Below are 25164 nucleotides of genomic sequence, written 5' to 3'. Positions count from 1 at the left end.
GATCAATCCACCGGGGCCTTTCTAGGTGTCGGAGGTTACCAGCGTTCGTCAGCAAGGTGAGAGCTATTGAGCTGCTCCCTCAACAGGTGCCATTGAGGGAGATGCTGATCTAGCAGGCTGATGAATCGGGCGTTGTGGTGGCGTTCATGCAGGTGGGCCAGTTCGTGCACCAGAATGTACTCCAGACACTGCACGGGCTTCTTGGCTAGCTCCAGGTTGAGCCATATGCGCTTGGCTTCAATGTTGCAGGTGCCCCACTTCGTCTTCATCCGCTTAATACCCCAAGCGCGCGCTTCAACTCCTAATCTCAACTGCCATTTTTCCAGCAGCTCCGGCACTAGACGTTTCAGTTCGGCACGGTAGAAATCCTGTAGCACCTGCGCACGGCGTTCGACTGCGGTATCGGTGCGAACGAACAGATCCATAGTGGCTTTACCGCGCAGAGCAATGCGCAGAGACCCAGTAGTTTCGTGAACGCGCAGGCGGTAGCGACGGCCTAGGAAGTAATGGCTTTCACCACTGACCAGCAGCCGTTCTGATTGCCGGGGCTGTGCCTGAAATTTTGCGCGCTGGCGTTTGATCCAGCCGAACTTACCGATCACTGCCAGGCGTACAGCTTCGTCATCTACCGTTAACGGTGCCGCCACACGCACACGTCCATGAGGCGGATATACGCCTAGGTGCAAATTTTTGATCGGTTTGCGCACGATCTCCACGATCAAACCGCTGACCGTGATGTTTCGCGACTCAGTATTCATGCTGATGCTTTACCAGTTCCAGTAAGGCTTCCAGCCACTCGTTATCTCGTCCTGTTATGTAGTCGCCCAGGGCTTCAGCGGACTCTTTGCCCCACTGATCCAACACGTTCTTGATCGCTAGGCGCACGCGTTTGATCTTCATAGCATTGCCCCGCCAGTCGTCCTGCCGGCTATCTAGCACGGCAGCGTCCACGGCCAATGCAAGACCGGCGTTCTGCCTCAGGTTGTCATAGAGCGCCTTGCGGGCATTACTGTTGATCGAGCCTGGGTAGCTGTTGGAACTGCTGGGGTTCTTCGCCTGCTTGGTAATCTCCACCAACTCTGCCAAGTATTCCTGATAGCTGATAGCGTCTTCCTTGCGCTTGGCGATCAGCGCATCGAGAAGCGAGGACATGGTCTCGTAGTACTTCGGGTTGATCGGTGACTCGTCGATGATCAACTTGCGCACGTTGTTCTCTATTGTCTCGGCCACGGCCTCCTGGCTTTTGCGAATGCCCTTTGGCAGCGTGTCGATTGCACCCACACCGCGCTCAACGATTAGTTCAATAAGCGACATATCGTCGAAGGCAGAGATTTTCTCGCTATCTTCAGCACGGATGTAGGTGTCGATCAAAAAGCGCATGTCCGGCTCGTAGGCTTTGAGGTCGATGTAGTCACCGCTGGCGAGCTTTACCTCATCACGAACCTTGGAGAAGTGATCGACTTCGACCTGAATCTGGCTGATCTCCTTGTTGCTGTAACCCGCCTCTTCCAGCTCATTGGCGATATTGCCGAAGCAGCGGATCAGCGCTGAGGTCATCTTGTATAGGTTCAGGCGCTTGGGCTCATTAGCTTTGAGCTGCTCGGTGTTACCCGACTCGCTGCCGCAGAAGAAGCGTAGATAAGCTGGTGTATCCTTCGGTTGCTCCACTGGTTCGCACAAGGCCTTTATCGCCTCGCGGGCATCCTCCAGGTCTTCCTGTGCTTTGCTTAGACGATCTCCCAAAAGACCAGCCACATCGGCCTCGTCATAGCCGTCCAGCGCACCACTGGTGTAGTCACCAATGGCGCCTTCCAGCTGCTTGAACAAGTCCTTATAGTCGATGATATAGCCATACTGCTTGTCCTCGCCATCGAGGCGATTGACCCGGCAGATGGCCTGGAACAGGCCATGGTCACGCATTTGCTTGTCGATGTAGAGGTAGGTCGCGGAGGGCGCGTCGAAGCCGGTCAGCAGCTTGTCTACCACGATGAGCAAGCGCATCTGCCCTGGCTCCTTGATGAAACGCTGCTTCACTTCCTTCTCGAAGGTCTCCGGATCTCTGTCGCCGAGCATCTGGTTATAGATGGAATACTGACGCAGCTTCTCGGTCAGCCCTTCACCGGTTGACTCGCCCTTTATGTCGGCAGGCGATGGCTTGTAGCTGGTGACGATGGCACACTTGTCACCCATTCCCGCTTTGCTGAACAGCTCGTAGCACTTACAGGCTTCAAAGATGCTGCTGGTTACCAACATGGCATTGCCTCGGCCATCGGCCAGACGTTGTTTGGTAGCCATATCCAGAAGGATGTCGGCGACAATTTTCTCCAGCCGTGACTGGCTCGACAGCACTTTTTGCAAGGTGCCCCAACGCTGCTTCAGCTGAGCCTTGGCCAGGTCGTTCAGGCCTTTGGTTTTGGCCTCAAACCATTGATCGATCTTCTTCTGTGATGTGATGTTCTGGTCGATATCGCGGGCTTCGTAGCGCAGGTCGAGCACCACACCATCGGCCACGGCTTCATTGAACTTGTAGGTATGGATGTAGCGGCCAAACACCTCGATGCTCTTCTGTTTGTCGACCTTAAGCAGCGGCGTACCGGTAAACCCGATAAACACTGCATTAGGCAGAATCATCTTCATGGCTTTGTGCAGCTCACCTGATTGAGTGCGGTGACACTCATCGACGAACACATAGAGATCGCCCTTAGCGCGGAAGTCTTGAGGCAGGCTCTTACGCAGCTCCTCCACAAAGCCCTCTACATCTGCATCTTCACGAGCACCGAACTTGTGGATCAGCGAGCAAAGGAGCCAAGGCGAGGGCTGGTTGATTTTGTCGATCAGATCGGCACCGCTGGTGGTGCGGTAAATCTGCTCGTTGACGCCGCCAAACACCTTCTCGATCTGCTCATCCAGCTCAGTCCGGTCGGTGATGACCAGCACCCGCGAGTCCTGGATATTTTCCCGAATCCACTTGGTCAGCCAGACCATGGTTAACGATTTGCCCGAACCCTGGGTGTGCCAGATAATCCCACCTTCACGTCGACGCAGGTAGCGTTGCGCTTCGCGGATACCAAAGTACTGATTGTGCCGGCAGAGCTTTTTTACTCCGCTGTCGAACACGATGTAGTCGTGAATCAGCTCCAGAAACCGCGTTTTGTTGCACAGCTGAAGCAAATGGCTATCCAGCAGATTATCGGCAGCGGTGCTGTCTGCGTTTTCCTCTTTCCAGGTCAGGTAGTACTTCTCTCCGGTTTGGATGGTGCCGTAACGCAAGCCCTGAGTATCGTTGCCGGCCATCACGTATTGCATGGTGGAGAAGAACGGTTGGATAAATTCGGCCTTCTGGTTATCCAGGTTCTGACGGATGCCCTCGTTCACTGCCACCATGGAGCGCTTGAGCTCTAACACGCCTAGCGCAATGCCATTCACATAGAGCACGATATCCGGGCGCTTGGTATTTGCCTTGGCATCAGCACCCTTTACGGTGACTTCCTCGGCAATGGCGAAGTGGTTGCGCTCAGGATGCTTCCAGTCGATCAGCCAGACGGTCTGGGTGTTTTCCCCAACTTCCGGCTTGATCTTCACCCCATAGCGCAGCAGCTCGTACACCGCCTTGTTTCGATCATACAGGCCCTTACTGGCATCGTTGGCGGCCTTGTTTAGCTCGAAAAAGGCTCGGCTGGCCAGATTGACCTCCACGCCCTGATCTATCAGCCAGGTGCGTAACAACTCCGGCTCGATATTGCCGTTGTTCGGGCGTTCGGCCCAGTCGCCAAGGTGCTCATAGCCCAGCGTCTGCTGAAACAGCTTGGCAACGCGCCGCTGGGTCCTTTTTTCGATCTGGCCAACGGTACTCATTGAGGCCGCTTCCTTTTCCTAGTGAGAGTTAGCGCAATTTATCCGCAATGCGCTTCGAATTGGTCTCAAACAGCCGCTCCATGATAGCCCCCCAGATAGTTCCCTGTTGAGGAACTGAAGCAGCTTTTTAGCTGGTGTCTCGTCCGCGGGGAATACGAGGCGCCCTTGCTAGTCAGGGCGCCCAGTGGATGCACTGCAGATTCCGGGCAACCAGGTTGACTGCTACGGCCCCGAGATTGGGGCCATAGTGTAGCTAAAGCAACCCTTTAGCGAGCTGATTCAACATCGCAACGACCTGCGTCAAACAAGTCGAATTCGGCCGGTCAAAAGCTCCTGCATCATACCCTGCTTTAGCTGGCGGACTTTGGCGCAGCGGGCTTCGAGGTTGGCAAGCTCGCTGCTCATGTCGGTTAAAACTTGCGCAATAGCTGTCTGCTCTTCTTTCGTCGGAGGAAGCAGGACCTCGAACACTTGGAATGTAGGTAACCGAAGCGAGTCTACGGTTGCCTTTACAGAGTTTTGCATGGCATGTGCACCAAAGCGAACACTCATATAGAGATAGACATACATTCCAGATACGTTCTCTACGAACTGAGAAATAGCATATACACGCTGATGGACATCAAATTTCCCATTGACATAATGAAAAATGCTACCAATTCCGCCCTCTCCAGGGACAAGAATCGCCTCGCAATCATGTGAATAACTATTTATTCGCTCAACGCTTGCGGATCGAACGAAGAATGGATAGTCACCGTTCTCGACTTTGTCTTGGTTGTTCTTACTGCCAGTTTTTATGTGCGCAATTTCCTCCAGGAGCCTCACCTCCCAATTCCCACTGTATCCTGGTAAGCGGCGCTGGCCGCTGAGGAGTTGCTGCATAGCCGCTTGATGGATGTCGCGCTTTTTGGTAACTAGCTGATCTAGATTTCTTATCAGGGCGTCCATATCGGAGAGACTGGAAGCTACGGATCGCTGCTCTTCGAATGGTGGCATTTGAACGACCAAGTTACTTAAAGTCCCTTGATTTAAATTGATCATGGTCGAGCCGACAGAGGAGTCTTCAATCGCCTTGATAACAGAGGGGGTGGAGAGAACTCGTTGAAGAAAGTACGCATTTACCGACGCAAATGGTCTAACAATCATCGAGCCGGTACCGCAGAGCCACCCTCTTTCGCGTTCAGACACAACCGCACAGCGCCCCATATCGCCCCGTCGACCAATGATAACCTCGCCAGGGCTTAGCCGAAATTCATCAAGGCCCTCCGCCGCCTCTTCAGTAATTGTCATAGAGGTAGTCGGAACTATCCTGCCATCCAAAATATGCATCGGATTAACAACAGGAATGCCATCATTGGTGTAGTCGGATTTATGGAGTGCACTGCCAAATGGGCCAGTGCGGAAGCTTGCCACCTCACCGAGCTTTTTTGCCTCCCAGTCCACTGGCAAGACACCAACTTCAGTCTGCTTGAATCCTGGTTTTACCTCCGCACTCATACCACAAACCCCATCTTCACCAAATGAGCACCGACCTTGGCAGCCAGCGCCTCCGCCTCAGCATTCAACGCCGGCAGGGGCATAGCATAACGTTCGGCCAATTGGCGGATACGACCACTGAGGGCTTGAGATACCCGATCCAATTCAGTCTGCACATCGGCTTGCAGGGTGGCTAGCCATTTGTCGTCCACCACCAGAGATTTCAGCTCACCTTCATTGAGTTGGGCATAGTGGGCCTGCACCTTAGCGTCCAATGTTTTCTGCGCGGCTTTGACCTTTTTGCTGGCCTCGGCTTCGTGCTCGATTAATGCCAGGCACTGTTCCAAGGCCTGGCGTTCCTCATCGGCGTCGAGGTCATTTTTGATGGTTTTCAGGCGTGCCTTGACGCTGGCGGCGGTGAGCTTGCCTTTGTCTGTTTTGCCTTCGGCCAGTGGGCGGTCTTCGCCGCCCTGCTCCTCGTCCAGCTCTTCCAGCTCGCGGCTGATGGAATCACGCTTGGCTTCCAGCTCGGTGATAGCTGAGGCATCGGCAGCGTAATAGCGGCGCACGATCAGTTCGGGCGGCAGCAAGTCGGTATTGGGTTCTCCCTTGGTCGGGCCGCTGGTGACCAGCGCCTGCCAGCCGTCGATCACCAGTTGATACACGTCATCCTGCAAGGTGGCATACCAGTAGTCCTGAAGGTGCTGGTACACGTCGTAGGCGTCCAGCAGCGGTGCGGACTTGAAGCGGTGCAGCATATCTTCGGCCAGGGTATTCAGCAGTGCCTTAGGCCGATCACCAATAGTGATGCCTTGCAGGCATGGGCGATGCTCGTTGCGCCAGTCTTCGAACAGGACGCTGATAGTCTTATTAAAGGCAGTGAACTCGGGGTGGGCAAAGATGCTGGGCTTAATCTCGGCCCGCGGTACCTTAAGTTGCAGGTAGCCGGGGCGTAGCGGGGCGAACAGTGAACCGCGCAGGTTGGGCATCACATCCCAAAAGGCTCGCAGGGCATCCACATCGCGCTCGGGGATGCCACCGTGCAGGTGGGCGTCTATGTCTTGCAGGTCTTCCGCTTCGCTGGTGTCGATATAGCGCGGGATATTCAGGTTAAAGTCGTTGGCCTCAATCTCGGCCAGCGGTACCAAGCGTGAGAACTTGGGCAGCTCGCGCTGCTGTGAGCAGGCATCGACGATCTTGTGGATGTCCTGCTCGCGCAGGCGGTTCTTGTTGCCGTCCTTGATAAATCCTTTGCTGGCGTCGATTATGAATAGGCCCTTGCGCCCTGCACTGCCAGCTTTGTCCAGAACGATGATGCAGGCGGGAATACCCGTACCGAAGAAAAGGTTGGCCGGTAGACCGATGATGGCTTGGATATAGCCCTGCTGGAGGATGCGCTTGCGGATAACCCCCTCGGCGCCGCCACGGAACAACACGCCGTGCGGAAGAATCACCGCTGCTTTGCCTGTGCTTTTTAGCGAGGTGAGCATGTGCAAAAGGAAGGCATAGTCGCCGTTCTTATCGGGTGGAATGCCGTAGCTGAAGCGGTTGTAGTCATCCTCGGCTGGATTGAAGCCATTGCTCCAGGCCTTGGTGGAGAACGGTGGGTTGGCGACGATAAAGTCGAACAGCTTAAGGTTTCCCATTGGGTCTTTGAAATGTGGCGCGGACAGGGTGTTGTCCTTCCAGATTTCCGCCGTCGGGCAGTCGTGCAGGATCATGTTCATCTTGGCCAAGGCGCTGGTGGCGTTGTCCATTTCCTGGCCATAGATGGCCAAGTCGAGGCCGGTGATGCTCTTGGCTTCGTCGTGGGCTTTGAGCAACAGCGATCCAGAGCCGCAGGTCGGATCGTAGATGCTCTGTTTGCTGTCGGTAGCACCGGCTAGGCCGATGACCTGAGCCATGATCCGCGACACTTCTGCTGGAGTGTAGAACTGCCCCTTGCTCTTGCCGGACTCAGTGGCGAAGTGGCGCATCAGGTATTCGTACGCATCGCCCAGGATGTCATCGCCTTGGGCGCGGTTGCCGCGAAAATCCAGCCCTGGTGTATTGAAGATGCTGACTAGGTTGGACAGGCGGTCGACCATCTCCTTGCCTTTTCCGAGCTTCTCCTGGTCGTTGAAGTCGGCGACGTCGATGACGCCGGTAAGGTTGTTGGCTTCGGCCAGACAGGCGATGATCTGGTTGATCTTGTCGCCAATCTCCTTGTCACCCTTAAGCGCCACCATGTCGGCGAAACTGCCACCCTCGGGAACCTCGATCAGTGAGCTGGGATCGCCGGCATACTTATCTGAAACGTACTTTACGAAAAGCAGCACAAGGACGTAGTCCTTGTATTGTGAGGCATCCATCCCGCCACGCAGCTCGTCACAGGATTTCCACAGAGAGGAATAGAGTTCTGATTTTTTGATGGCCATGTGGTTCGTTGTATCCGTTTTTAATAACAAGGTTGTAAGTTCGGCACTCGACAGGAAGATTATTCCTGCTTGTCGGGCGCGGATCAGAGCGACCAAAAGTCGCTAGATAACTCTGTCTGCCGGTTGCGCAGGCGCTCGATTTCAGCCTGGATTTGAGCCTCTTCGTCGAATGCCAGAACCATTGGCTGCATAACCTCAACTGAGGGCATGGGAATTTCCAATTCCTTGAGTGCCGAGAGCTGGAGTGATGGAATCGAGGCACCGACTGCCATTCGGCTCAGTAGCCCTTGGCCCATGGCCGACCGCAGATAAATTAAAAGTGCTTTTGGAGGATAGATTTCAGGGAATCGGCAGCGCAAAATTACCAGAGACTGACCTGTTATCCAGCCATCCTTCCCTGACTTTGGGACATCGCCTGCGATACCTGTTTTGCCAACGACTCCTTTGAATGTCATCAGGACATCATTAGGCCTGATGAAATATGAATTTGACTTGGGGGAATCGAGATCAAATTGCGTTTCTTTACTGGCGTTTTTTATGTAGCCGTACTGCGGGATGTCTTGAGCCTGTACTTCCCACACCTGCTCACCGCGTGAAGCAGTCGTATGCTGGCGCGGACGGATGATGTCAAACAGTTCGCCCAGTTTACGGGTTTCATAACGTGTCAGCGACTCATTCAGCCTGCGCGCCGACTCATCTAATACGTAACGGTTGACCTCAAGGCTGAAGTCATTATCAGCAATCTGGCTGATCGGGATACTGGCCGCAAAAGCAGAGGTGCTCGTGTTCGCGATTAATGCCAGCAAATCAGGGACATTCTTCAGTGCACAGCGTTTTTTCGCCGAAAGCTCACGGAACTCGTCAGTGTCGGCATTCACGAAGCGTATGGCATCAGTCCGACGGCTTTTACTCATAACAAGAATGGTTAGTGGGATTGCGGTGTGGGTACACAGGCCGGCAGGCAATGCGATGACGATGTGAAGATAGCCATGCTTGAGCAAATACTCGCGCAGTTGCTTTTCAGCACCTTTACCGAACAGTACGGAATTTGGAACAGTGACCACGATTCGGCCCTTGGTCTGAGCCAAGAGGTGCTGGATATGAAGAACGTTACCAACCGGCGTTTTCTCTTCAAACCGCCCCCAAAGGTCATTTCCAGAGATTTCCGGAGAGTAGCGGACACCCATCGGGGGAGTACAGACTGCCGCATCAAACTGGATCAGCTGGGCTTTTTCAAGAGCTGCAGGCGCTTGTACTGGATTGGTAGGGTGCAGCTCCCAGTCAGCTGGATTGATCAGGTTAAGGACTTGCGCAGGTGTTGTGGGAGTTTGGGATTCAACCCATACTTTTGCATTACTGCGTAAAGCCCTCGCCGCAATCTGTCCAGACCCTTCCCAAGGAACATACACTTTTTGTTGAGGGGTGATTTCTGCAAGAGCGACCAGCAAGTTACACAAAGTTGGGGCGTACCCAAAAATACCTTGGCTATAGTCAGCTGCCCAAAAGCAGGTATCGTCTACAGTTAGAGCGTCTAGTAAACCTTGGGCTTCCAAAGCACGAATCTTTTGCATGAGCGGAGAAAGGTCTCGCACGCCATGGAGGCTTTGCCAAACCCCTTCATCGATGAACGGAAACATCGCATAAGGCTGCAATTGACGCAGTGCCACAACTTGTTCTGCCAGCCCCTGATCCGCCACCGTTTCGAAACGGAGTTCCACTGGAACATCCAAGTCTTTGGACAGCTTCTGCCAACACAGCAGCTGAAGAATCAGCGATAGAGAGGCATGGGGCGTCGCGATTCCACGTATCGAATCCATGAGCTGGAAGAAAATTTTTTCGTTCATGCGGCTTCCTGAAAGAGGGCGAGTAGGCAATTAAGCGCGCTGAGTGCGGTTGTAGGCGGTAATCAGCACATCTCCTTCCGCCACGACCACGACGCCTCCCTTATCTTGGATCTTCATCAGTAAGCGCTTTTCCCTCTCTAAATCCGCCAGGCGTTGCTTGGCTTCCTTGGCACCGATGATGAATTTGTCCTGATCCACAGTGCCGTGAGCAAGAACGTAGTCGATCATTTTGAGCGGGATGCCGCGCTGGGTTTGGCGGGCTTTGCAGTGGTGAGTGGTGTGCATGCAATGTGCTCCTGGCGGCTGATCATGAGCTGAATGTAGAGGAAAGCTTTTCTTGTGTCAATAAAGCATCGAATGCGTTTTTATTTTCTGTGTTGCGTATTCACATGAATGACATTCTTTTGTTCGCTGAAGACGCCACCTGTCTTGTAGGCGCAGGAATAGTCGATGCGTCAGAAACACACGGGCGCCACCCTCTACAACTCGACCGCCAGCACCTGGATGTCCACTCCTTCGCAGAATCGCCCGACTGCGATCAGCGAGCGCCACTCCCTCCCTGCTCCCGTCGCGACCAAATTGGCAAACACTTGGCCCCGAGGCACAATTCCAGCCGCTAGGCTGCCACCTCCCACAGAACCGTAAACTCCCACGCCGCCCCAGTCTCGAGTAAACCCTGCAACGTCCCCTGTCCGACGGCTCGTTTCATGTTGATCCCCTGCGCTCGCGCCCAACCAGTACCCAGGCTACTGTGGTGTTTCAGAAAGAGCGCTGAAAATCTGAGCTAAGCTCTGTAGAAGCTCACTATTCAAGGGCATCAACGTGGGCCGACCAGCAACCGTCATTACCCTTTCCGAAACTGACAGGTCGGAACTGCTACGCCGAATCAAACTTCGCAAAGGCCCTCAGGATGCTGGCCTACGCGCAGAGATATTCCTCGCCTGTGCCGCAGGCGAGTTAGGCAATAACATCGCTCAGCGTTTGGGTACGAGTAAGGATGTGGTTTCGCGGTGGCGCCAACGCCTCTCTAAATTAGGGCTGCTGGGACTGAACGATGAATCGCGCTCTGCCCAACCACGCACCATTTCCGATGAGCAAGTTCAGCAAGTGGTACACCAAGTGCTGCAAGGGAAGCCTGACGATTCCAGTCACTGGAGCACGCGGCGAATGAGTCGTGAGACGGCCCTGTCTCCTGCGAGCGTGATGCGTATCTGGCACGCATTCGGGATCAAGCCGCACTTGGAAAAGACCTTCAAGCTTTCTACTGATCCATTGCTTGTCGACAAGGTGCACGACACGTTGGGCTCAACTTGAACCCACCTGAACGAGCCCTGGTGCTTTGCGTTGATGAAAAGAGCCAGATCCAAGCGTCGAACCGCACGCAGCCCGGCTTACCGCTTTCCCCAAGTAACCCTGCAACCCGCACAGATGACTAAAACGGCACGGGACGACCTCGCTGTTTGCTGCCCTGGATGTGGCTACAGGTGAGGTGATCGGCCGACTCAAACGCCAACATCGCAGGACTGAGTTCCTCGCTTTTTTGAGAGAGATCGATACGTCAGTGTCTGCCGATATGCCGATTCATCTGATCATGGACAACTATGCGACCCACATGACTGAAAAGGTCAGAGCGTGGCTTGCGGAGCGACCTCGCTACAAAATCCACTTCACTCCGACCTCGGCGTCATGGCTGAATTCGGTTGAGCGGTTTTTCTCAACGCTGAGCGAGAAGTGGATCAAGCGCCAGGCACATGTCAGCGTTAAGGATCTGGAGGCGTCGATAGCGCACTACCTGGAAACCTACTACCAAAACCCAAAGCCATTCCGGTGGCACGAGAAGGCCGAGGACATCCTCGCCTCACTCGCTCGCGCGGCGCGAACGCTGGGCAAATAATTTTCTGTGGTATTTTTGAAACACCGCACTAGGCACCCTGTACCTGCGAGCGCAGAAGCAACAATGAACAGCGCGACTACTTACTAGATAGAGTTGGCCCCGAGTCGTTTTTGGGGCGATCCTCAAAATGCACCGCCCATCGGAATCCAGTCCACGCAGCGTTCCAACTGGTATTCCAAGCATATTAATCAAACAATTTTTTACTCGCAAAAACAACTAGATACCGACTTATTTCAGATCACCCCGGCCCACCAAACACGTAAAAGGCACCTGGTAAACCAGGTGACTTTTTTATACCCGCGCGCCTTGCAATGCCGCCGCCCCCCGCTCCGGAATCGGCCGTCCCAGCAGCCCCCCCACCACCACCGCAAACACCAGCGCCACCACCCCCGCCGTCACCAACACCGTCTCAAATCCCCCAGCAAACGCTCCCCGCGCCAACGGCGCCACCACCTCACGCAACCCCGGCTCAAGCAACGACAGCGCAGCCTGCAAATCCCCCGCCGCAACCCGAGTAGCCATACCACTAACCTTCCCCAACTGCTCCGGCGCCACCCCTGCCACGGCGTCCCGCAACAACTGCCCACTGCGCGCCGCCAGCACCCCGCCCAACACGCCTATAGCAATCACGATCGCCCCAAACCGGGTAGTCGTACTCAACCCCGACGCCATCCCCGTCCGCTCGCGGGGCACGCAGGCCATGATGTTCTTCTGCGTATCCCCATTCAGCAGCCCTGCCCCCGCCCCGAGCACGATGCTAGCCAACGCGAAGGCCAGGTAACCGCCCTGCCCGACCGCCCAGGCACACAGCAAATTGCCCACCCCAACCAACACCAGCCCCAGGGCAAACACCTGCGCCGGGCTCCAACGGCCTGCCAGGCGCATGCCGACCCGGGGCATCAGCAGCATGGCGACTGCAAACGGCAACATTCCCGCCCCTGCCGCCAACGCGGACATCTGCAGCCCGTTCTGCAGGTACAGCGGCAACAGCGTCATCATCACCTGCGCGCAGGCGGCGTAGGCGAACATGCCGAGCAGGGCGCCGATGAAGCGGGCGCTGCGCATCAGTTGCAGGTCGATCATGGGCCGTGGCTGGCTGCGCTCGACCATGATGAACAGGCTGAACAGGAAGGCGCTGATCAGCAGGCGGCCAAGGGTGTCTACGCTGGTCCAACCGACTTGGTTGGCTTCGATCATCGCCCAGATCAGGCAGCCGAGGCTGCCGGCGAAGGTCAGGCTGCCCATGGGGTCGAGCCGGGCGGCGTCGCTGTCGCGGGATTCTTCGACGCTGCGCAGCACCATCAGGGCGAGCACGGCCACCAGCGGCAGGTTGATGTAGAAGATCCAGCGCCAGCCGAGGGTGCTGGCGATTACGCCGCCGAGCAGTGGCGCGAAGGTGATGGTCGCGCCCATGCAGGCGCCCCAGAAGGCCCAGGCGCGCATGCGTGCCTGGGGTTCGTGGAAGCGGTGGCCGATGGCGGCCAGTGCTGCGGTCAGCAGCATGGCGGCGCCGATGCCTTTGGCGGCACGGGCGAGGTCGAGGAACAGCAGGCTTGGGGCCGCGCCGCAGGCAAGGGAGGCGGCGCCGAACACCGCCAGGCCGAGCAGCAGCATGCGCTGGCGGCCGAAGCGGTCGGCCAGGCTGCCGGCGGGCAGCAGGCAGGCGGCGAAGGCCAGCAGGTAGGCACTGACGACCCACTCGATATCGGCGAACGAGCCGGACAGGTCGCGGGCGATGCTGGGCAGGCTGACGGCGACGATGTTGGTGTCGAGGATGATCAGGGCGCAGACCAGGGAGGCGGTCAGTAGCGTGAAACGCGCAGAGGGCATGGTGGGGCTCCAAAAGGCAGGGCGGGTTGCCTTGGGGAACGGTTGTTGCCTTTGAGATTGCCGGGGCCGCTACGCGCCCCATCGCCGGCAAGCCAGCTCCCACAGTAATGCGCCGATCTTCCACACGCTGCTGTAAAGGTAGGAGCTGGCTTGCCGGCGATGGGGCGCGCAGCGGCCCGGCAATCTCAAAGGCAAGCTGTGCCGCCAAGACACCCGCCTTTTGATGTTGGCTTCACCTTAACGCCGCCACCCCAAAAGATTGTTAGCTCCAGCGGCCGGCATCATTAGCTTGCAGGTAACAGCACGCGTGAAACCGCTAACGCCGCCGGCCAGTTCCCTTGTGGTGCTCAGCCCTGTACAAGTGTTTCAAGAAGCGAAACCCACAGGTCACCCGCCCATGGAAATCCGTCATTTCCGCTACTTCCTCTGCGTCGCCCGGCACGGCCATTTCACCCGTGCCGCCGAGCAGCTGGGCATCGCCCCGCCGACCCTCAGCCGGCAGATCCAGGACATGGAACGCGAGCTGGGTGTGCGGCTGTTCGAGCGCAATCAGCGCGAGGTCAACCTGACGGCGGCCGGGCAGGCGCTGTTGATTGAGGCCGACCAGGCGGTGCGCCAGTTCGATGCCGCGCAACTGGGGGCGCAACGTGCGGGGCGGGGTGAAAGTGGCAGCATCGAATTGGGTTACGTTGCGTCGGCGGCCTATTCCGGCATGCTGCAGCGCCAGGTGACCGGCTTCAGCGCTGCTCACCCCGGCGTGCGCTTAAACATTCGGGAACTGCCCATGGCCGAGCTACCGGGCATGGTGCGTGATGGGCTGCTCGACCTGGCCTACGTGCGCTCACCGATGGAGTTGCCAGAAGAACTCGAAGCCATCGCCTTGCATCAGGAAGGTTTCGTGCTCGCCCTGCCCGCCAGTTCGCGGATCAACGAACTGCCGCAGATTCCGGCGGCGCGCCTGGCCAACGAGACCTTCATTCTGCCAGAGCAGATTTCCGGGACGCTCGAGGCCGCGGCGCAGGGTGGTTTCGTCCCACGGCTGGGGCCGCAACCCGGCAGCCTGGTGGCGGTGATTACCTTGGTGTCGCTGGGGCAAGGGATTGCGGTGGTGCCAGAGTCGGTGGTGCAGCGCATCAGCCTGCCACAGGTGAACTACCGGCGGATCGCCGACAGTGAAGCCAGTTCGTGGTTGAGCCTGATCCACCGGCGCTTCGAGAAAGCGCCAGCGGTGAACAGGTACATCGAAATGATGGGTGGCTAGCGCCGGGTGAACCCAATCACCCCACCGACCGCGCCGCCACTGCTTGCGCATGCCCCCGCGAGGTCACGATGCCGAGGAACGAGATCACGATCGCCAGCCCCAGCGTCGAACTCACCTCCGCCCGGTGCTCCGGCGTGTACATCATCACCGCCAGCGCGCCGGCGATGAAGATGATCACCGCCCAGGTCAGCCACGGGAACAGCCACATGCGGAATTTCAGCTGGGCGTTCTCGCGCTCCAGGCGGCGGCGCATGCGCAGCTGGGAGATGGCGATGACCATGTACACCAGCAAGGCGATGGCGCCGGAGCTGGCCAGCAGGAACTCGAACACGCCCTTGGGTGCGAAGTAGTTGAGCACCGCGATGGCAGCGCCGATCAGCGTGCTGCCGAACACCGCAGCGCGTGGCACGCCGACCTTGGAGGTGTGCTTCAGGAAGGCCGGGGCGTCGCCGCGCTTGGCCAGCGAATACATCATGCGCGAGGCGATATAGATCGATGAGTTCATGCAGCTGGTCACCGCCACCAGGACTACCAGGTCGACCAGGAAGCCGGCGTTGGGGATGTTCATGATTTCCAGTGCACGCTGGTACGAGCCCACCACTGCCAGCTGCGGGTCGTTCCACGGCACGATCGAGATGATCACGAAGATCGACAGGATGTAGAAGGTGCTGATGCGCCAGATCACCGAGCGGGTCGCCTTGGCGATGTTGCGCGAGGGGTCGCTGGATTCCGATGCGGCAATGGTCACGGCCTCGGTGCCGATGAAGCTGAACATCACGGTGATGAACGCACCGATCACGGCAGACCAGCCGTTCGGCGCAAAGCCGCCGTACTCCTTCATCAACCCGCTCAGGCCGCTGACTTCGCGGTCGGGCAGCCAGCCCATCAGGGCGGCGAAGCCGGCGCCGATGAAGCAGAGAATGGCCGTGACCTTGAGGATGGCGAACCAGAACTCGAACTCACCGTACTTGGCCACGCTGAACAGGTTGGTGCCGGCCAGCAGCAACACCGACGCCAGGGCGAAGATCCAGCTGTCCACCTGCGGGAACCAGGCGTTGAGCACATGGCCTGCAGCCAGCGCTTCGATCGGGATCACCAGCACCCAGAACCACCAGTACAGCCAGCCGATGGTGTAGCCGGCCCAGCGGCCAATGGCCTGGTCGGCGTAAGTGGAGAACGAGCCGGTGTCGGGATGCGCCACGGCCATTTCGCCGAGCATGCGCATCACCAGCACTACCAAGGTGCCGGCCACGAAGTAAGAAACAATGGTGGCTGGCCCGGCCGCCGCAATGGCGTGCCCGGAGCCGACGAATAGTCCGGCACCGATGATGCCCGCGATGGACAGCATCGTTACATGACGTGGCTTGAAACCTTGTGCAAGGTTGCCATCAGATCCCACGGTGTTCATTGATGTTGTTCTCTTTTTGCTGACACAAGGAAGGACGGGCAGGCGTAGGCGAAAATATCTCCTTTGAAATCAATAAGTCGACACCTTGTATGCGCACTGTTGTTGATCTTTGGCACGCGTCACAGCGCAAGGTGTCAGTGCAATTCGGGTTTCATTTAAGCCCCGTGAGGCTGTGGGAAATTACACGAGAACGCCTCGGAACTGTTCGATCACGACAGGGCATTTCCATAAACGCCAGATGTCGTGAATGGCGTATCCAAATGCGCCTGCTGGCCAATTGAAGGTTCCGTTTTTCATCTGGATATGCGTTGGGCCGGCCGGCCTCTTCGCGGGGCAAGCCCGCTCCCACATAGGTGCTGCACTGCTCTCAGGGGCAGTGGTGTACCTGTGCTTCCACAATTACTGCACTGCTCCAGGGGGCAGTGGTGTACCTGAGCTCCCACAGTTACTGCACTGCTCTCAAGGGGAGTGGTGTCCTGGGCTTTCACAGGTACTGCACTGCTCTCTGTGGCAGTGATGTACCTGTGGGAGCGGGCTTGCCCCGCGAAAGGGCCGGCACTGTCAAAAGCGATTTCCAGCTCCCACAAAAAAGCCCCGGTCTCCCGGGGCCTCTGTTGCCAAGGCGTCTGCCTACGCCTGCCCGGTACGCTCGAAGCGCCTGGCCAGCAACAGGTAAGCGAGGATCCCCAGCACGCCATGGGCGGCCACGAACCAGAGTGCGTTGTGGAACGAGCCGGTGCTGGCCACCACGTAGCCGATCACCAGCGGGGTGACGATGCCGGCGATGTTGCCGATGCCGTTGAACACGCCCCCACACAGGCCGACCATTTTCTTCGGCGCCACGTCCGAGAGCACCGCCCAACCCACTGCCGCCAGGCCTTTGCCGAAGAAGGCCAGGGTCATCATGGCGATCACGGCTGCGTTGCTGTCGACATAGTTGGCCAGCACCAAGGTGGTGGATAACGCCATGCCGATCACGAAGGGGGTCTTGCGCGCCCTGGACGGGTGCACGCCACGGCGGATCAACCAGTCGGAGACGAAGCCGCCGAGAATGCCACCGGTAAAGCCGCAGATGGCGGGCAGCGCCGCGACCCAGCCGGCTTCCATGATGGTCATGCCGCGGCCCTTGATCAGGTAGATCGGGAACCAGGTGATGAAGAAGTAGGTGAGCGCGGTGATGCAGTACTGGCCCAGGTACACCGCCCACAGGTTGCGGCTGGTGAACAGCAGCGCGAGTTCGGCGCGGGTCGGCTTGCTCTTGGCCGTCTTGCGTTCTTTTTCCAGGTCGACCAGTGCGCCGCCCTCGCGCATGTAGTCGAGTTCTTCACGGCTCAGCCCGGGTGCACTGTGCGGTTCGTGGTAAAGGCGGAACCACACCACGCTCAACACTAACCCAAGCACGCCCATCCAGATGAACACCTGCTCCCAGCTCAGGGTGTGGGTCATCCACGCCATCAGCGGCGCGAACACGACCACCGCCATGTACTGCGCCGAGTTGAACATCGCCGACGCGGTGCCGCGCTCGCGGGTGGGGAACCAGCAGCTGACGATGCGCGAGTTGGCCGGGAAGGCGGGCGACTCCACCAGGCCGAGCATGAAGCGCATGGAGAACAGCGCAACCGCCGCCGACACACCTGCCAGGCCCATCCAGCCGACCGTGCCCTGCAGCAACGTGAACAATGACCAGAGGATCAGGCTGACGCCATACACGCGCCGCGCACCGAAGCGGTCCAGCAGCCAGCCACCGGGCACCTGGCCGAGGGCGTAGGCCCAGGCGAACGCGGAGAAGATCATGCCGAGCATGACCGGGTCGAGGCCGAGGTCGTTGAGTACCTCGGTGCCGGTGATCGACAGGGTGGCGCGGTCGGCGTAGTTGATTACGGTGATGACGAAGATCAGCGCCAGCACCAGGAAGCGATGGCGGCCGATCGCGGCCACCGCCTGCGGTGCGGCTACGGCGGATTTGCTGTTCATGTGAACCCTCTTGCTTCTCGGTGGAAGCGATTGTTCTTGTGGAAAGAAGGTGTGGCCTGGGGTGTCGCTACTGGCCCTGTCGCCGGCAAGCCGGCTCCCACAGTGTTTGCAGCGCCCTGGGGTACAGCGCGGTGCCTGTGCCAGGCGTTACGCGCGGTTAGGTGGCACCTCGCCGCGGAAACAGGCCGCCAGGTTGGCCAGCACCATGCGGCCCATTTCCAGCCGGGTCTGCAGGGTGGCGCTGCCACGGTGCGGCTGCAGGCTCACATTGTTGAGGTCACGCAAAGCGGGCGGCACATGTGGTTCATCGACAAACACATCCAGCCCGGCACCGGCAATCCGCTGTTCGCGCAACGCCTCCACCAGCGCGTGCTCATCCACCAACTTGCCGCGCGCCACGTTGATCAGGTAACCCTCCGGGCCCAGCGCATCGAGCACTTCAGCGGTCACCAGCACCTTGCCGCCATCGGCAGAGGCCGCCACCACCAGTACATCCACCGAGCGCGCCAGCTCGACCAGGTCGGCGACAAAGCGGTAGCCGCAGCCCGGCTGTTCACGGCGCCCGTTGTAGGCAATGCGCATGTCGAAGGCGGCCGCGCGGCGGGCAATGGCCTGCCCCACCTGCCCCAGGCCGACGATACCCAGCGCGATGCCACTGGCCTTGCGCGCCAGCGGCAGGTTGACCGTGCCCCACAAGCCATCGCGCACCAGCCGCTCGCCCTCGCCCAGGCGGCGCAAGGTGCTGAGGATCAAGCCCATCGCCATATCAGCCACATCGTCGGTGAGCACACCGGGGGTGGTGGTCACGTGAATGCCGCGTTTCGCCGCGTGCTGCAGGTCGACAGCGTCGGTGCCGATGCCACTGATGGCGATGATTTCCAGCGCGGGCAGTTGATCCATCAAGGCATTGGACAGGCCCTTGGCGCCGCCGGTAACCACCCCACGAATGCGCGGGCCGCACTGCTCGAGCAGCTGTTGCGGGTTGTCATGTTGGTACAGGCGGTGCACTTGATAGGCGCTGACCAACTGCGCATCGATGGCATCGGGGACGGGTTGAGTCAGCAACAGTTCGACGGTGTGCTCGTTCATCGTTCGCATCCGGCAGTTCAAGGTCATGGGTCGATCCTAGGCCGGCATTCGATACAGGTCTAATATAGATACTGGATCGAATAATTCAGGAATTGAATCATGGAGCTGCACCAGTTGCGCTGTTTCGTGGCCGTCGCCGAGGAGCTGCACTTCGGCCGCGCCGCCACCCGCCTGCACATGACCCAGCCACCGCTGAGCCGGCAGATCCAGCTGCTGGAGCACTCGCTCGGGGTGCTGCTGCTTGAACGCAACAACCGCCAGGCGCGGCTCACCCTGGCCGGGCAGAACTTTCTGGAAGACGCGCGGCGTATCCTGCAAATCGCCGAGTCGGCCAGCCAGTCGGCGCGGCGCATTGCCCATGGCGAGGCCGGCCGGCTGACGCTGGGCTTCACCGCAGTCGGTGCCTACAGCATGATCCCGCGCCTGCTGGTGCACGCGGGCCAGACTGTGCCCGACATCGAATTGGTGCTCAGCGAGCGTATCTCCGCGACCCAGGTGCATGACCTGGAGGCAGGCCTGATCGATGTCGGCCTGGTGCGCCAGGTGCTGCCCAGCGCGCGTGTGGAATACCTGCCGATCTATCGCGAGCCCTTCGTCGCCGCCCTGCCCGCCCAGCATCCGCTGGCGGCGCGCGAGCGCCTCAGGCCGAGCGACTTCGATGGGCAGCCATTCGTGATGTATAGCGCCAGCGAAGGGCGTTACTTCCATGACCGCCTCGCTAATCTGTTTGCCCGGCACGAGGTGCAGCCGCGTTACCTGCATCAACTTGGACAGACGCATTCGATTCTGGGTTTGGTGAATGTCGGGCTGGGGTGTGCGGTGGTGCCTGCTTCGGCACAGGCGTTGCGGTTGGAGCAGGTGGTGTTCAGGCCGCTGGTGGGGACGGACCAGCAGGCGGAGATTTTTCTGGCGTATTGCCGGGATAATCCGAACCCGGTGTTGGGAGCGTTTGTGGCAATGGCGCGGGCGTTTTTCGAGGCAGGTTGAAGGAGGGCTGCTGTGCAGCCCAATCGCCGGCCAGCCGGCTCCCACAGGGACCTCGCAGCCCACAGAGCGGCGGCGGACTGGTGGGTGCCGGCGTGCCGGCGATGAGGCCTTGAGCCTCAGCGCACCAGGCAAGGCCGTTTGTTATCGAACGTCCACCCGGGGATCAAGAACTGCATCGCCACGCCATCATCCCGCGCCCCCAGCCCCATGCTGCGGTAGCACTCATGGGCCTTGGCCAGTTGGTCCTCATCCAGTTCCACACCCAGCCCGGGGCGCTCGGGCACGCGCACATGGCCGTCGACGATCCGTAGCGGGTCACGGGTCAGGCGCTGGCCGTCCTGCCAGATCCAATGGGTGTCGATGGCGGTGATCTCGCCGGGCGCCGCCGCTGCCACCTGGGTGAACATCGCCAGGGAAATATCGAAGTGGTTGTTCGAGTGCGAACCCCAGGTCAGCCCCCAGTCGTTGCACATCTGCGCCACCCGCACCGAGCCCTGCAAAGTCCAGAAGTGCGGGTCGGCCAGGGGGATGTCCACCGACTGCAGCTGGATCGCATGGCCCATCTGCCGCCAGTCGGTGGCGATCATGTTGGTAGCGGTCGGCAGCCCGGTGGCGCGGCGGAACTCGGCCATCACCTCGCGCCCGGAATAGCCGTTCTCGGCGCCGCATGGGTCTTCTGCGTAGGCCAGCACATCATGCTTGTCGCGGCACAGCGCGATGGCCTCTTTCAATGACCAGGCGCCATTGGGGTCTAGGGTGATGCGCGCTTCAGGGAAGCGCTCGGCCAGGGCCGTCACGGCTTCCATTTCCTCTTCGCCACGCAGCACGCCACCCTTGAGCTTGAAGTCGCTGAAGCCATAACGCTGCTTGGCCGCCTCGGCCAGGCGCACCACCGCTTCAGGCGTCAGGGCCTTTTCGTGGCGCACACGGAACCAGTCGTCATCGGCATCGGCCTCGTTACGGTAGGCCAGGTCGGTCTGCTGGCGGTCGCCGATGTAGAACAGGTAGCCGAGCATCTTCACCGCATCGCGTTGCTGCCCTTCGCCGAGCAGCGCCGCCATCGGCACGTTGAGGTGCTGGCCGAGCAGGTCCAGCAGCGCCGATTCGATGGCGGTCACCGCGTGCACGGTGATCCGCAGGTCGAAGGTCTGCAGGCCACGGCCACCGGCATCGCGGTTGGCGAAGGCCTGGCGCATGGCATTGAGCACGCGCTGGTAGTGGCCGATCGGCTGGCCGACCACCAGGCTGCGGGCGTCTTCGAGGGTCTGGCGGATCTTCTCGCCACCGGGCACTTCACCCAGGCCGGTATTGCCGGCGCTGTCGCGCAGCACCACGATGTTGCGGGTGAAGAACGGGCCATGGGCACCACTGAGGTTGAGCAGCATGCTGTCATGGCCGGCCACCGGGATCACGCGCAGGTCGGTGACCACAGGGGTGCTGGTGTGAAGGGCGGGCGTGGTCTGCATATTCATGGTTGTCATCTCGCAGTCATCAGTGGGTCTGGCCCAGGGCCGAGGGCGCCTTGAGCTCATTGGAAGGGGCGCCCTTGGGGCGAAGGCGGACGAAGAACACCGCGATGGCCGCCAGCACCGAGGTCACGGCCAGGCCGTAGAGCCCGCCCTGGATCGACCCGGTCTGCTGCTCCAGCAGGCCGAAGGTCGTGGGGGCGACGAAGCCGCCAAGGTTGCCGACCGAGTTGATCAGGGCGATCACCGCCGCGGCGATGCGCGCATCCAGGTAGCCCTGGGGGATCGGCCAGAACAGCGACGAGGCCGACTTGAAGCCGATGGCGGCAAAACACACCGCGACAAAAGCGAACACCGGCCCGCCCGTGGTCGACATGAACATGCCGATGGCCGCGATCACCAAGGCACCGGCCACCCAGGCCTGCTGGAACTTCCAGCGTGCCGAGCCGGCGGCGAAGGCGTACATGGCCAGGATCGAGATCAACCATGGGATCGAGTTGAAGAACCCAACCTGCAGGTCGCTCAGGTCGCCCATGCGCTTGATGATGCTCGGCAGCCAGAAGGTCGCAGCGTAGATGGTCAGCTGGATGCAGAAGTAGATCAGGCAGAACAGCACGATCTGGCGGTCCTTGAGCAGGCTCCAGGACGACACCTTGAGCGTACCGACCGCTTCGCGCTCACGCTGCTCGCGGTCGATGGTTGCCACCAGCGCATCTTGCTCGGCCTTGCTCAGCCACTTGGCGTCATGCGGTTTGGAGTCCAGCCAGAAGAACACGAAGAAGCACAGGGTGACCGAAGCCATGCCTTCGATGAACAGCATCCACTGCCAACCGTGCATGCCCAGGCCCTGGATCTGCATCAGCGCGCCGGCCAAGGGGCCGGAGATCAGCGACGCCAGCGCCGAGCCGCTGAGGAAGATGGCAATCGCCTTGCCCCGCTCGGCCGCGGGCAGCCAGCGGGTGAAGTAGTAGATCACCCCAGGGAAGAAGCCCGCTTCGGCAACGCCGAGCAGAAAGCGCAGGACGTAGAACTGGGTTTCGGTCTGCACAAAGGCCATGGCCGTGGCCACCAGCCCCCAGGTGAACATGATGCGGGTCAGCCACAGGCGCGCACCGACGCGTTGCAACAGCATGTTGGAGGGCACTTCGAACAGCGCGTAGCCGATGAAGAACAGCCCGGCGCCAAACCCATAGGCCGCGGCACTGATGCCCAGGTCGCTTTCCAGGTGCGGGCGGACGAAGCCGATGTTGACGCGGTCAAGGTAGTTGACGATGAACATGATGACGAACAGCGGCAGGACGTGGCGCTTGACCTTGGCCACGGCGCTGGCCAGCACGTCGCCGCCAGCCCGGGCAGACGGATCGAGGGTGTCGTTCACAGGTGGATCTCCCACTAATTGTTTTTGTGCGGGTCGAGGGGTCTTGCATGACAGTGGGCCAGAGCATAGGCGCGTGATGGTTGTACGACAAGATGCCAATTAGTGCTCAAAAGGCAAAATACAAGCTGATAAAACGCATAAATGCGGCGAATTAGCACCGAAATCGTTTGCTGCCTTTACGCCATGCAACGAAAAAAGCAGCAGAAATTATTTTTATCCGCTAGCTTGTCGTACAAGTTGAATCACCTGTCGGATGAAGTCTCATGTCCCAGCCGCCACGCAAATACGGCCACAGCCGCGCCCACGACCTGGTCTCCAGCCTGACCCAGCAAATCCTGCTGGGGACCTTCAAACCGGGCGACAAACTGCCTTCGGAAAACACCCTCGTGCGCGAACACGGCGTCAGCCGCACCGTGGTGCGCGAGGCCTTGTCGAAGTTGCAGGCCTCAGGCCTGGTGGAGCCGCGCCACGGTATCGGCACGTTCGTGATGGCGCGCCCGGCGCAGGCGGGGTTGCGGGTAGGTGTGGAGAATGCCGCCAGCGTGCGCGACCTGCTGGAGCTGCGCATCGGCCTGGAAGGCCAGGCCGCAGCCCTGGCCGCTACCCGGCGTAATGACGAGCAACTGCTGCGTATGCGCCAGGCATTGGACGATTACCAGGACCTGGCCGCTGCGGGTGACAGCTGCATCGAAGCGGACCGGCGCTTCCACCTGCTGATAGCCGAGGCCACGGGCAATTTGTATTTCAGTGAGATGATGGCGCAGTTGGGCAATGGCCTGATCCCGCGCAACCGCATGGCCATCGCCGAACGAGCCGGGGCTAAGCTTGCCCGGCATGCGTACCTGGCCAACCTCGAGCATGAGGCAATCCTCAACGCCATCCGCCGGCAAGACCCGGATGCCGCGCGGGCGGCGATCTGCCTGCACCTGTCAAACAGCCGGGACCGGCTGCTGCCGGATTAGGCCTCAGGCAAGCGACTGTCTTGTGTTGCCTGGGCGGGCCTCATCGCTGGCAAGCCAGCTCCCACAGGTAGTGCATAGGGCTTGATGCCGATGCGGTCTTCTGTGGGAGCGGCCTCGCCGGGGCGCCGGACCGGTCGGATAGGGCTGCAAAGCAGCCCCAACAACGCCGGGCGGCTCACACAATGACCGTGTCAACAGCAGCCCATCACCAGGTCAGGCAGATCTTGCCGAAATGCCGGTTGCTCTCCTGGTAACGGAACGCCTCGACGATCTGCTCAAGCTCGAAGTGTTTATCCACCACCGGCCGCAGCCCGTTGGCATCGATTGCCCGGACCATCGCCTGCTGCTGCGCACGGCTGCCCACCAGCACCCCTTGCAGGCGGATCTGCCGCACCAGCGCCTGCACCAGCGGCAGCTGCCCGGCAACGCCGGTGAGGATGCCGATCAACGACACATGCCCACCGATTTTTGCCGCGATCATCGACTGCTCCAAGGTCGCCGGCCCGCCTACTTCGATCACATGATCGACGCCACGGTTGCCGGTGAGCTCACGCACCTTCTCGCCCCAGGCCGGGGTGGTCTTGTAGTTGATCAGGTGGTCGGCACCCAAGGCCTTCAGCCGTTCGAGCTTGGCGTCGCTGGACGAGGTGGCGATGACCGTGGCGCCCGCCAGCTTGGCGAACTGCAGGGCAAAGATCGACACGCCGCCGGTGCCTTGCACCAGCACGGTATCACCGGGTTTGAGGTGGTCGTCGCTCATCAGCGCGCGCCAGGCAGTAAGGCCGGCGGTGGTAAGTGTGGCGGCCTCGGCATGGCTGTAGCCTTTGGGCGCCAGGGTAAAAGAGGTGGCGCGGGCGGTCACTTGCTCACGGGCATAGCCATCGATGCCATCGCCCGGCACGCTGGCGAAGCCTTCGACCAGCGCCTGGCCGTCGAGCCAGTCTGGGAAGAAGGTGCTGACCACGTTGTCGCCGACCTTGAACTCGCTCACGCCGGCGCCGACCGCAGTCACTTCGCCCGCGCCATCGGCCATGGGAATACGCCGCTCGCTCGGGCCCCACATGCCGCTGACCACGGCGAAGTCATGGTAGTTGAGGGAGCTGGCGTGCAAGCGCACGGTGATCTCGCCGGCCTGGGGCGCGGCGGCGTCGTGGGTGCCGACTTCGACCTTGTCGTAGCCGCCGCCGGGTTGGACGTAGATGGCTTTATGGGTCATGGCGGGTTCTCCATTTGGGAAAAGACTGGGGTTGAGCATAGACAGTGCGGGCCTCATCGCGGGCAAGCCCGCTCCTACAGATGCTGAGTTGCCTGTAGGAGCGGGCT

The 25164-nt window shown here is 59.8% G+C and carries 16 protein-coding genes and 1 pseudogene; 4 read left to right on the top strand and 13 right to left on the bottom strand.

The window, feature by feature from the left end; genetic code table 11:
• Window positions 1-35 precede the first annotated feature (35 nt).
• The 6 genes from ACNQPL_RS18375 to ACNQPL_RS18350 all read right to left on the bottom strand — a co-directional run bounded on the left by ACNQPL_RS18375 (window position 36) and on the right by ACNQPL_RS18350 (window position 9877).
• Window positions 36-758: a M48 family metallopeptidase gene (locus tag ACNQPL_RS18375; RefSeq protein WP_416467505.1), complete on the bottom strand. Its 723-nt coding sequence runs from the start codon at window positions 756-758 to the stop codon at window positions 36-38.
• Complete coding sequence (locus ACNQPL_RS18370) at window positions 748-3855, bottom strand: type I restriction endonuclease subunit R (RefSeq protein WP_416467504.1); 3108 nt, start codon at window positions 3853-3855, stop codon at window positions 748-750. Before ACNQPL_RS18370 ends, ACNQPL_RS18375 begins: the two co-directional genes overlap by 11 nt.
• 300 nt (window positions 3856-4155) lie before the next feature.
• Window positions 4156-5352, bottom strand: coding sequence for a restriction endonuclease subunit S (locus tag ACNQPL_RS18365; RefSeq protein ID WP_416467503.1), 1197 nt, complete (start codon window positions 5350-5352; stop codon window positions 4156-4158).
• The gene (locus tag ACNQPL_RS18360; RefSeq protein WP_416467502.1) at window positions 5349-7748 is read right to left on the bottom strand and encodes a type I restriction-modification system subunit M; all 2400 of its coding nucleotides are present in this window, start codon (window positions 7746-7748) and stop codon (window positions 5349-5351) included. Before ACNQPL_RS18360 ends, ACNQPL_RS18365 begins: the two co-directional genes overlap by 4 nt.
• 83 nt (window positions 7749-7831) lie before the next feature.
• Entirely contained in the window at window positions 7832-9592 is a 1761-nt protein-coding gene (locus tag ACNQPL_RS18355) for an N-6 DNA methylase (protein WP_416467501.1), read from the bottom strand.
• A 30-nt stretch (window positions 9593-9622) separates the two neighbouring features.
• Window positions 9623-9877: a DUF4258 domain-containing protein gene (locus ACNQPL_RS18350; protein WP_416467499.1), complete on the bottom strand. Its 255-nt coding sequence runs from the start codon at window positions 9875-9877 to the stop codon at window positions 9623-9625.
• Window positions 9878-10414: 537 nt separating this feature from the next.
• On the opposite strand from ACNQPL_RS18350, the pseudogene ACNQPL_RS18345 reads away from it, so the two are divergent.
• Window positions 10415-11486 (top strand): annotated as a pseudogene (locus ACNQPL_RS18345) (IS630 family transposase).
• Window positions 11487-11777: 291 nt separating this feature from the next.
• Here ACNQPL_RS18345 and ACNQPL_RS18340 read toward each other — a convergent pair.
• Window positions 11778-13316 (bottom strand): MFS transporter, encoded by a 1539-nt coding sequence (locus ACNQPL_RS18340; protein WP_416467498.1) that lies wholly within the window; start codon window positions 13314-13316, stop codon window positions 11778-11780.
• 397 nt (window positions 13317-13713) lie between these two features.
• Here ACNQPL_RS18340 and ACNQPL_RS18335 point away from each other — a divergent pair, with 397 nt between their 5' ends.
• Window positions 13714-14577 (top strand): LysR family transcriptional regulator, encoded by an 864-nt coding sequence (locus ACNQPL_RS18335; RefSeq protein ID WP_416467497.1) that lies wholly within the window; start codon window positions 13714-13716, stop codon window positions 14575-14577.
• A gap of 16 nt (window positions 14578-14593) precedes the next feature.
• Here the strand turns inward: ACNQPL_RS18335 and ACNQPL_RS18330 are convergent, their stop codons facing one another.
• The 3 genes from ACNQPL_RS18330 to ACNQPL_RS18320 form a co-directional block, all read right to left on the bottom strand.
• Window positions 14594-15985, bottom strand: coding sequence for an amino acid permease (locus ACNQPL_RS18330; RefSeq protein ID WP_387531764.1), 1392 nt, complete (start codon window positions 15983-15985; stop codon window positions 14594-14596).
• A gap of 630 nt (window positions 15986-16615) precedes the next feature.
• Window positions 16616-17959, bottom strand: coding sequence for an MFS transporter (locus ACNQPL_RS18325; RefSeq protein ID WP_416467496.1), 1344 nt, complete (start codon window positions 17957-17959; stop codon window positions 16616-16618).
• A gap of 147 nt (window positions 17960-18106) precedes the next feature.
• Window positions 18107-19048: a 2-hydroxyacid dehydrogenase gene (locus ACNQPL_RS18320; RefSeq protein ID WP_416467495.1), complete on the bottom strand. Its 942-nt coding sequence runs from the start codon at window positions 19046-19048 to the stop codon at window positions 18107-18109.
• A gap of 99 nt (window positions 19049-19147) precedes the next feature.
• Here ACNQPL_RS18320 and ACNQPL_RS18315 point away from each other — a divergent pair, with 99 nt between their 5' ends.
• Complete coding sequence (locus ACNQPL_RS18315) at window positions 19148-20035, top strand: LysR substrate-binding domain-containing protein (protein WP_416467494.1); 888 nt, start codon at window positions 19148-19150, stop codon at window positions 20033-20035.
• A 116-nt stretch (window positions 20036-20151) separates the two neighbouring features.
• Here ACNQPL_RS18315 and gudD read toward each other — a convergent pair whose 3' ends face one another.
• On the bottom strand, window positions 20152-21507 hold the full coding sequence (gene gudD, locus ACNQPL_RS18310) for a glucarate dehydratase (RefSeq protein ID WP_416467493.1): 1356 nt from the start codon (window positions 21505-21507) through the stop codon (window positions 20152-20154).
• 19 nt (window positions 21508-21526) lie between these two features.
• On the bottom strand, window positions 21527-22879 hold the full coding sequence (locus tag ACNQPL_RS18305) for an MFS transporter (protein WP_346614573.1): 1353 nt from the start codon (window positions 22877-22879) through the stop codon (window positions 21527-21529).
• Window positions 22880-23142: 263 nt separating this feature from the next.
• On the opposite strand from ACNQPL_RS18305, the gene ACNQPL_RS18300 reads away from it, so the two are divergent.
• Window positions 23143-23841, top strand: a complete 699-nt coding sequence (locus ACNQPL_RS18300; protein WP_346614574.1) for a FadR/GntR family transcriptional regulator — start codon at window positions 23143-23145, stop codon at window positions 23839-23841.
• 205 nt (window positions 23842-24046) lie between these two features.
• On the opposite strand, the gene ACNQPL_RS18295 is transcribed toward ACNQPL_RS18300, so the two are convergent.
• Window positions 24047-25057 carry a zinc-dependent alcohol dehydrogenase family protein gene (locus tag ACNQPL_RS18295; RefSeq protein WP_416467492.1) on the bottom strand — a complete coding sequence of 337 codons (1011 nt, stop codon included), beginning with the start codon at window positions 25055-25057 and terminating at the stop codon, window positions 24047-24049.
• Window positions 25058-25164 lie beyond the last annotated feature (107 nt).

The organism is Pseudomonas sp. LFS044 (assembly GCF_047978245.1).
Lineage (GTDB): Bacteria > Pseudomonadota > Gammaproteobacteria > Pseudomonadales > Pseudomonadaceae > Aquipseudomonas.
Note: the sequence above shows the minus strand (reverse complement) of the source record. Positions and strands in the feature narration are given on the sequence as shown.

Excerpts from the sequence above, each read along its gene's own strand:
- ACNQPL_RS18315 (WP_416467494.1), top strand. The coding sequence starts at position 19,148 with ATGGAGCTGCACCAGTTGCGCTGTTTCGTGGCCGTCGCCGAGGAGCTG.
- ACNQPL_RS18370 (WP_416467504.1), bottom strand. The coding sequence starts at position 3,855 with ATGAGTACCGTTGGCCAGATCGAAAAAAGGACCCAGCGGCGCGTTGCC.
- ACNQPL_RS18365 (WP_416467503.1), bottom strand. The coding sequence starts at position 5,352 with ATGAGTGCGGAGGTAAAACCAGGATTCAAGCAGACTGAAGTTGGTGTC.
- ACNQPL_RS18325 (WP_416467496.1), bottom strand. The coding sequence starts at position 17,959 with ATGAACAGCAAATCCGCCGTAGCCGCACCGCAGGCGGTGGCCGCGATC.
- ACNQPL_RS18300 (WP_346614574.1), top strand. The coding sequence starts at position 23,143 with ATGTCCCAGCCGCCACGCAAATACGGCCACAGCCGCGCCCACGACCTG.
- ACNQPL_RS18360 (WP_416467502.1), bottom strand. The coding sequence starts at position 7,748 with ATGGCCATCAAAAAATCAGAACTCTATTCCTCTCTGTGGAAATCCTGT.
- ACNQPL_RS18295 (WP_416467492.1), bottom strand. The coding sequence starts at position 25,057 with ATGACCCATAAAGCCATCTACGTCCAACCCGGCGGCGGCTACGACAAG.
- ACNQPL_RS18355 (WP_416467501.1), bottom strand. The coding sequence starts at position 9,592 with ATGAACGAAAAAATTTTCTTCCAGCTCATGGATTCGATACGTGGAATC.
- gudD (WP_416467493.1), bottom strand. The coding sequence starts at position 21,507 with ATGAATATGCAGACCACGCCCGCCCTTCACACCAGCACCCCTGTGGTC.
- ACNQPL_RS18320 (WP_416467495.1), bottom strand. The coding sequence starts at position 19,048 with ATGAACGAGCACACCGTCGAACTGTTGCTGACTCAACCCGTCCCCGAT.
- ACNQPL_RS18330 (WP_387531764.1), bottom strand. The coding sequence starts at position 15,985 with ATGAACACCGTGGGATCTGATGGCAACCTTGCACAAGGTTTCAAGCCA.
- ACNQPL_RS18350 (WP_416467499.1), bottom strand. The coding sequence starts at position 9,877 with ATGCACACCACTCACCACTGCAAAGCCCGCCAAACCCAGCGCGGCATC.
- ACNQPL_RS18335 (WP_416467497.1), top strand. The coding sequence starts at position 13,714 with ATGGAAATCCGTCATTTCCGCTACTTCCTCTGCGTCGCCCGGCACGGC.
- ACNQPL_RS18340 (WP_416467498.1), bottom strand. The coding sequence starts at position 13,316 with ATGCCCTCTGCGCGTTTCACGCTACTGACCGCCTCCCTGGTCTGCGCC.
- ACNQPL_RS18375 (WP_416467505.1), bottom strand. The coding sequence starts at position 758 with ATGAATACTGAGTCGCGAAACATCACGGTCAGCGGTTTGATCGTGGAG.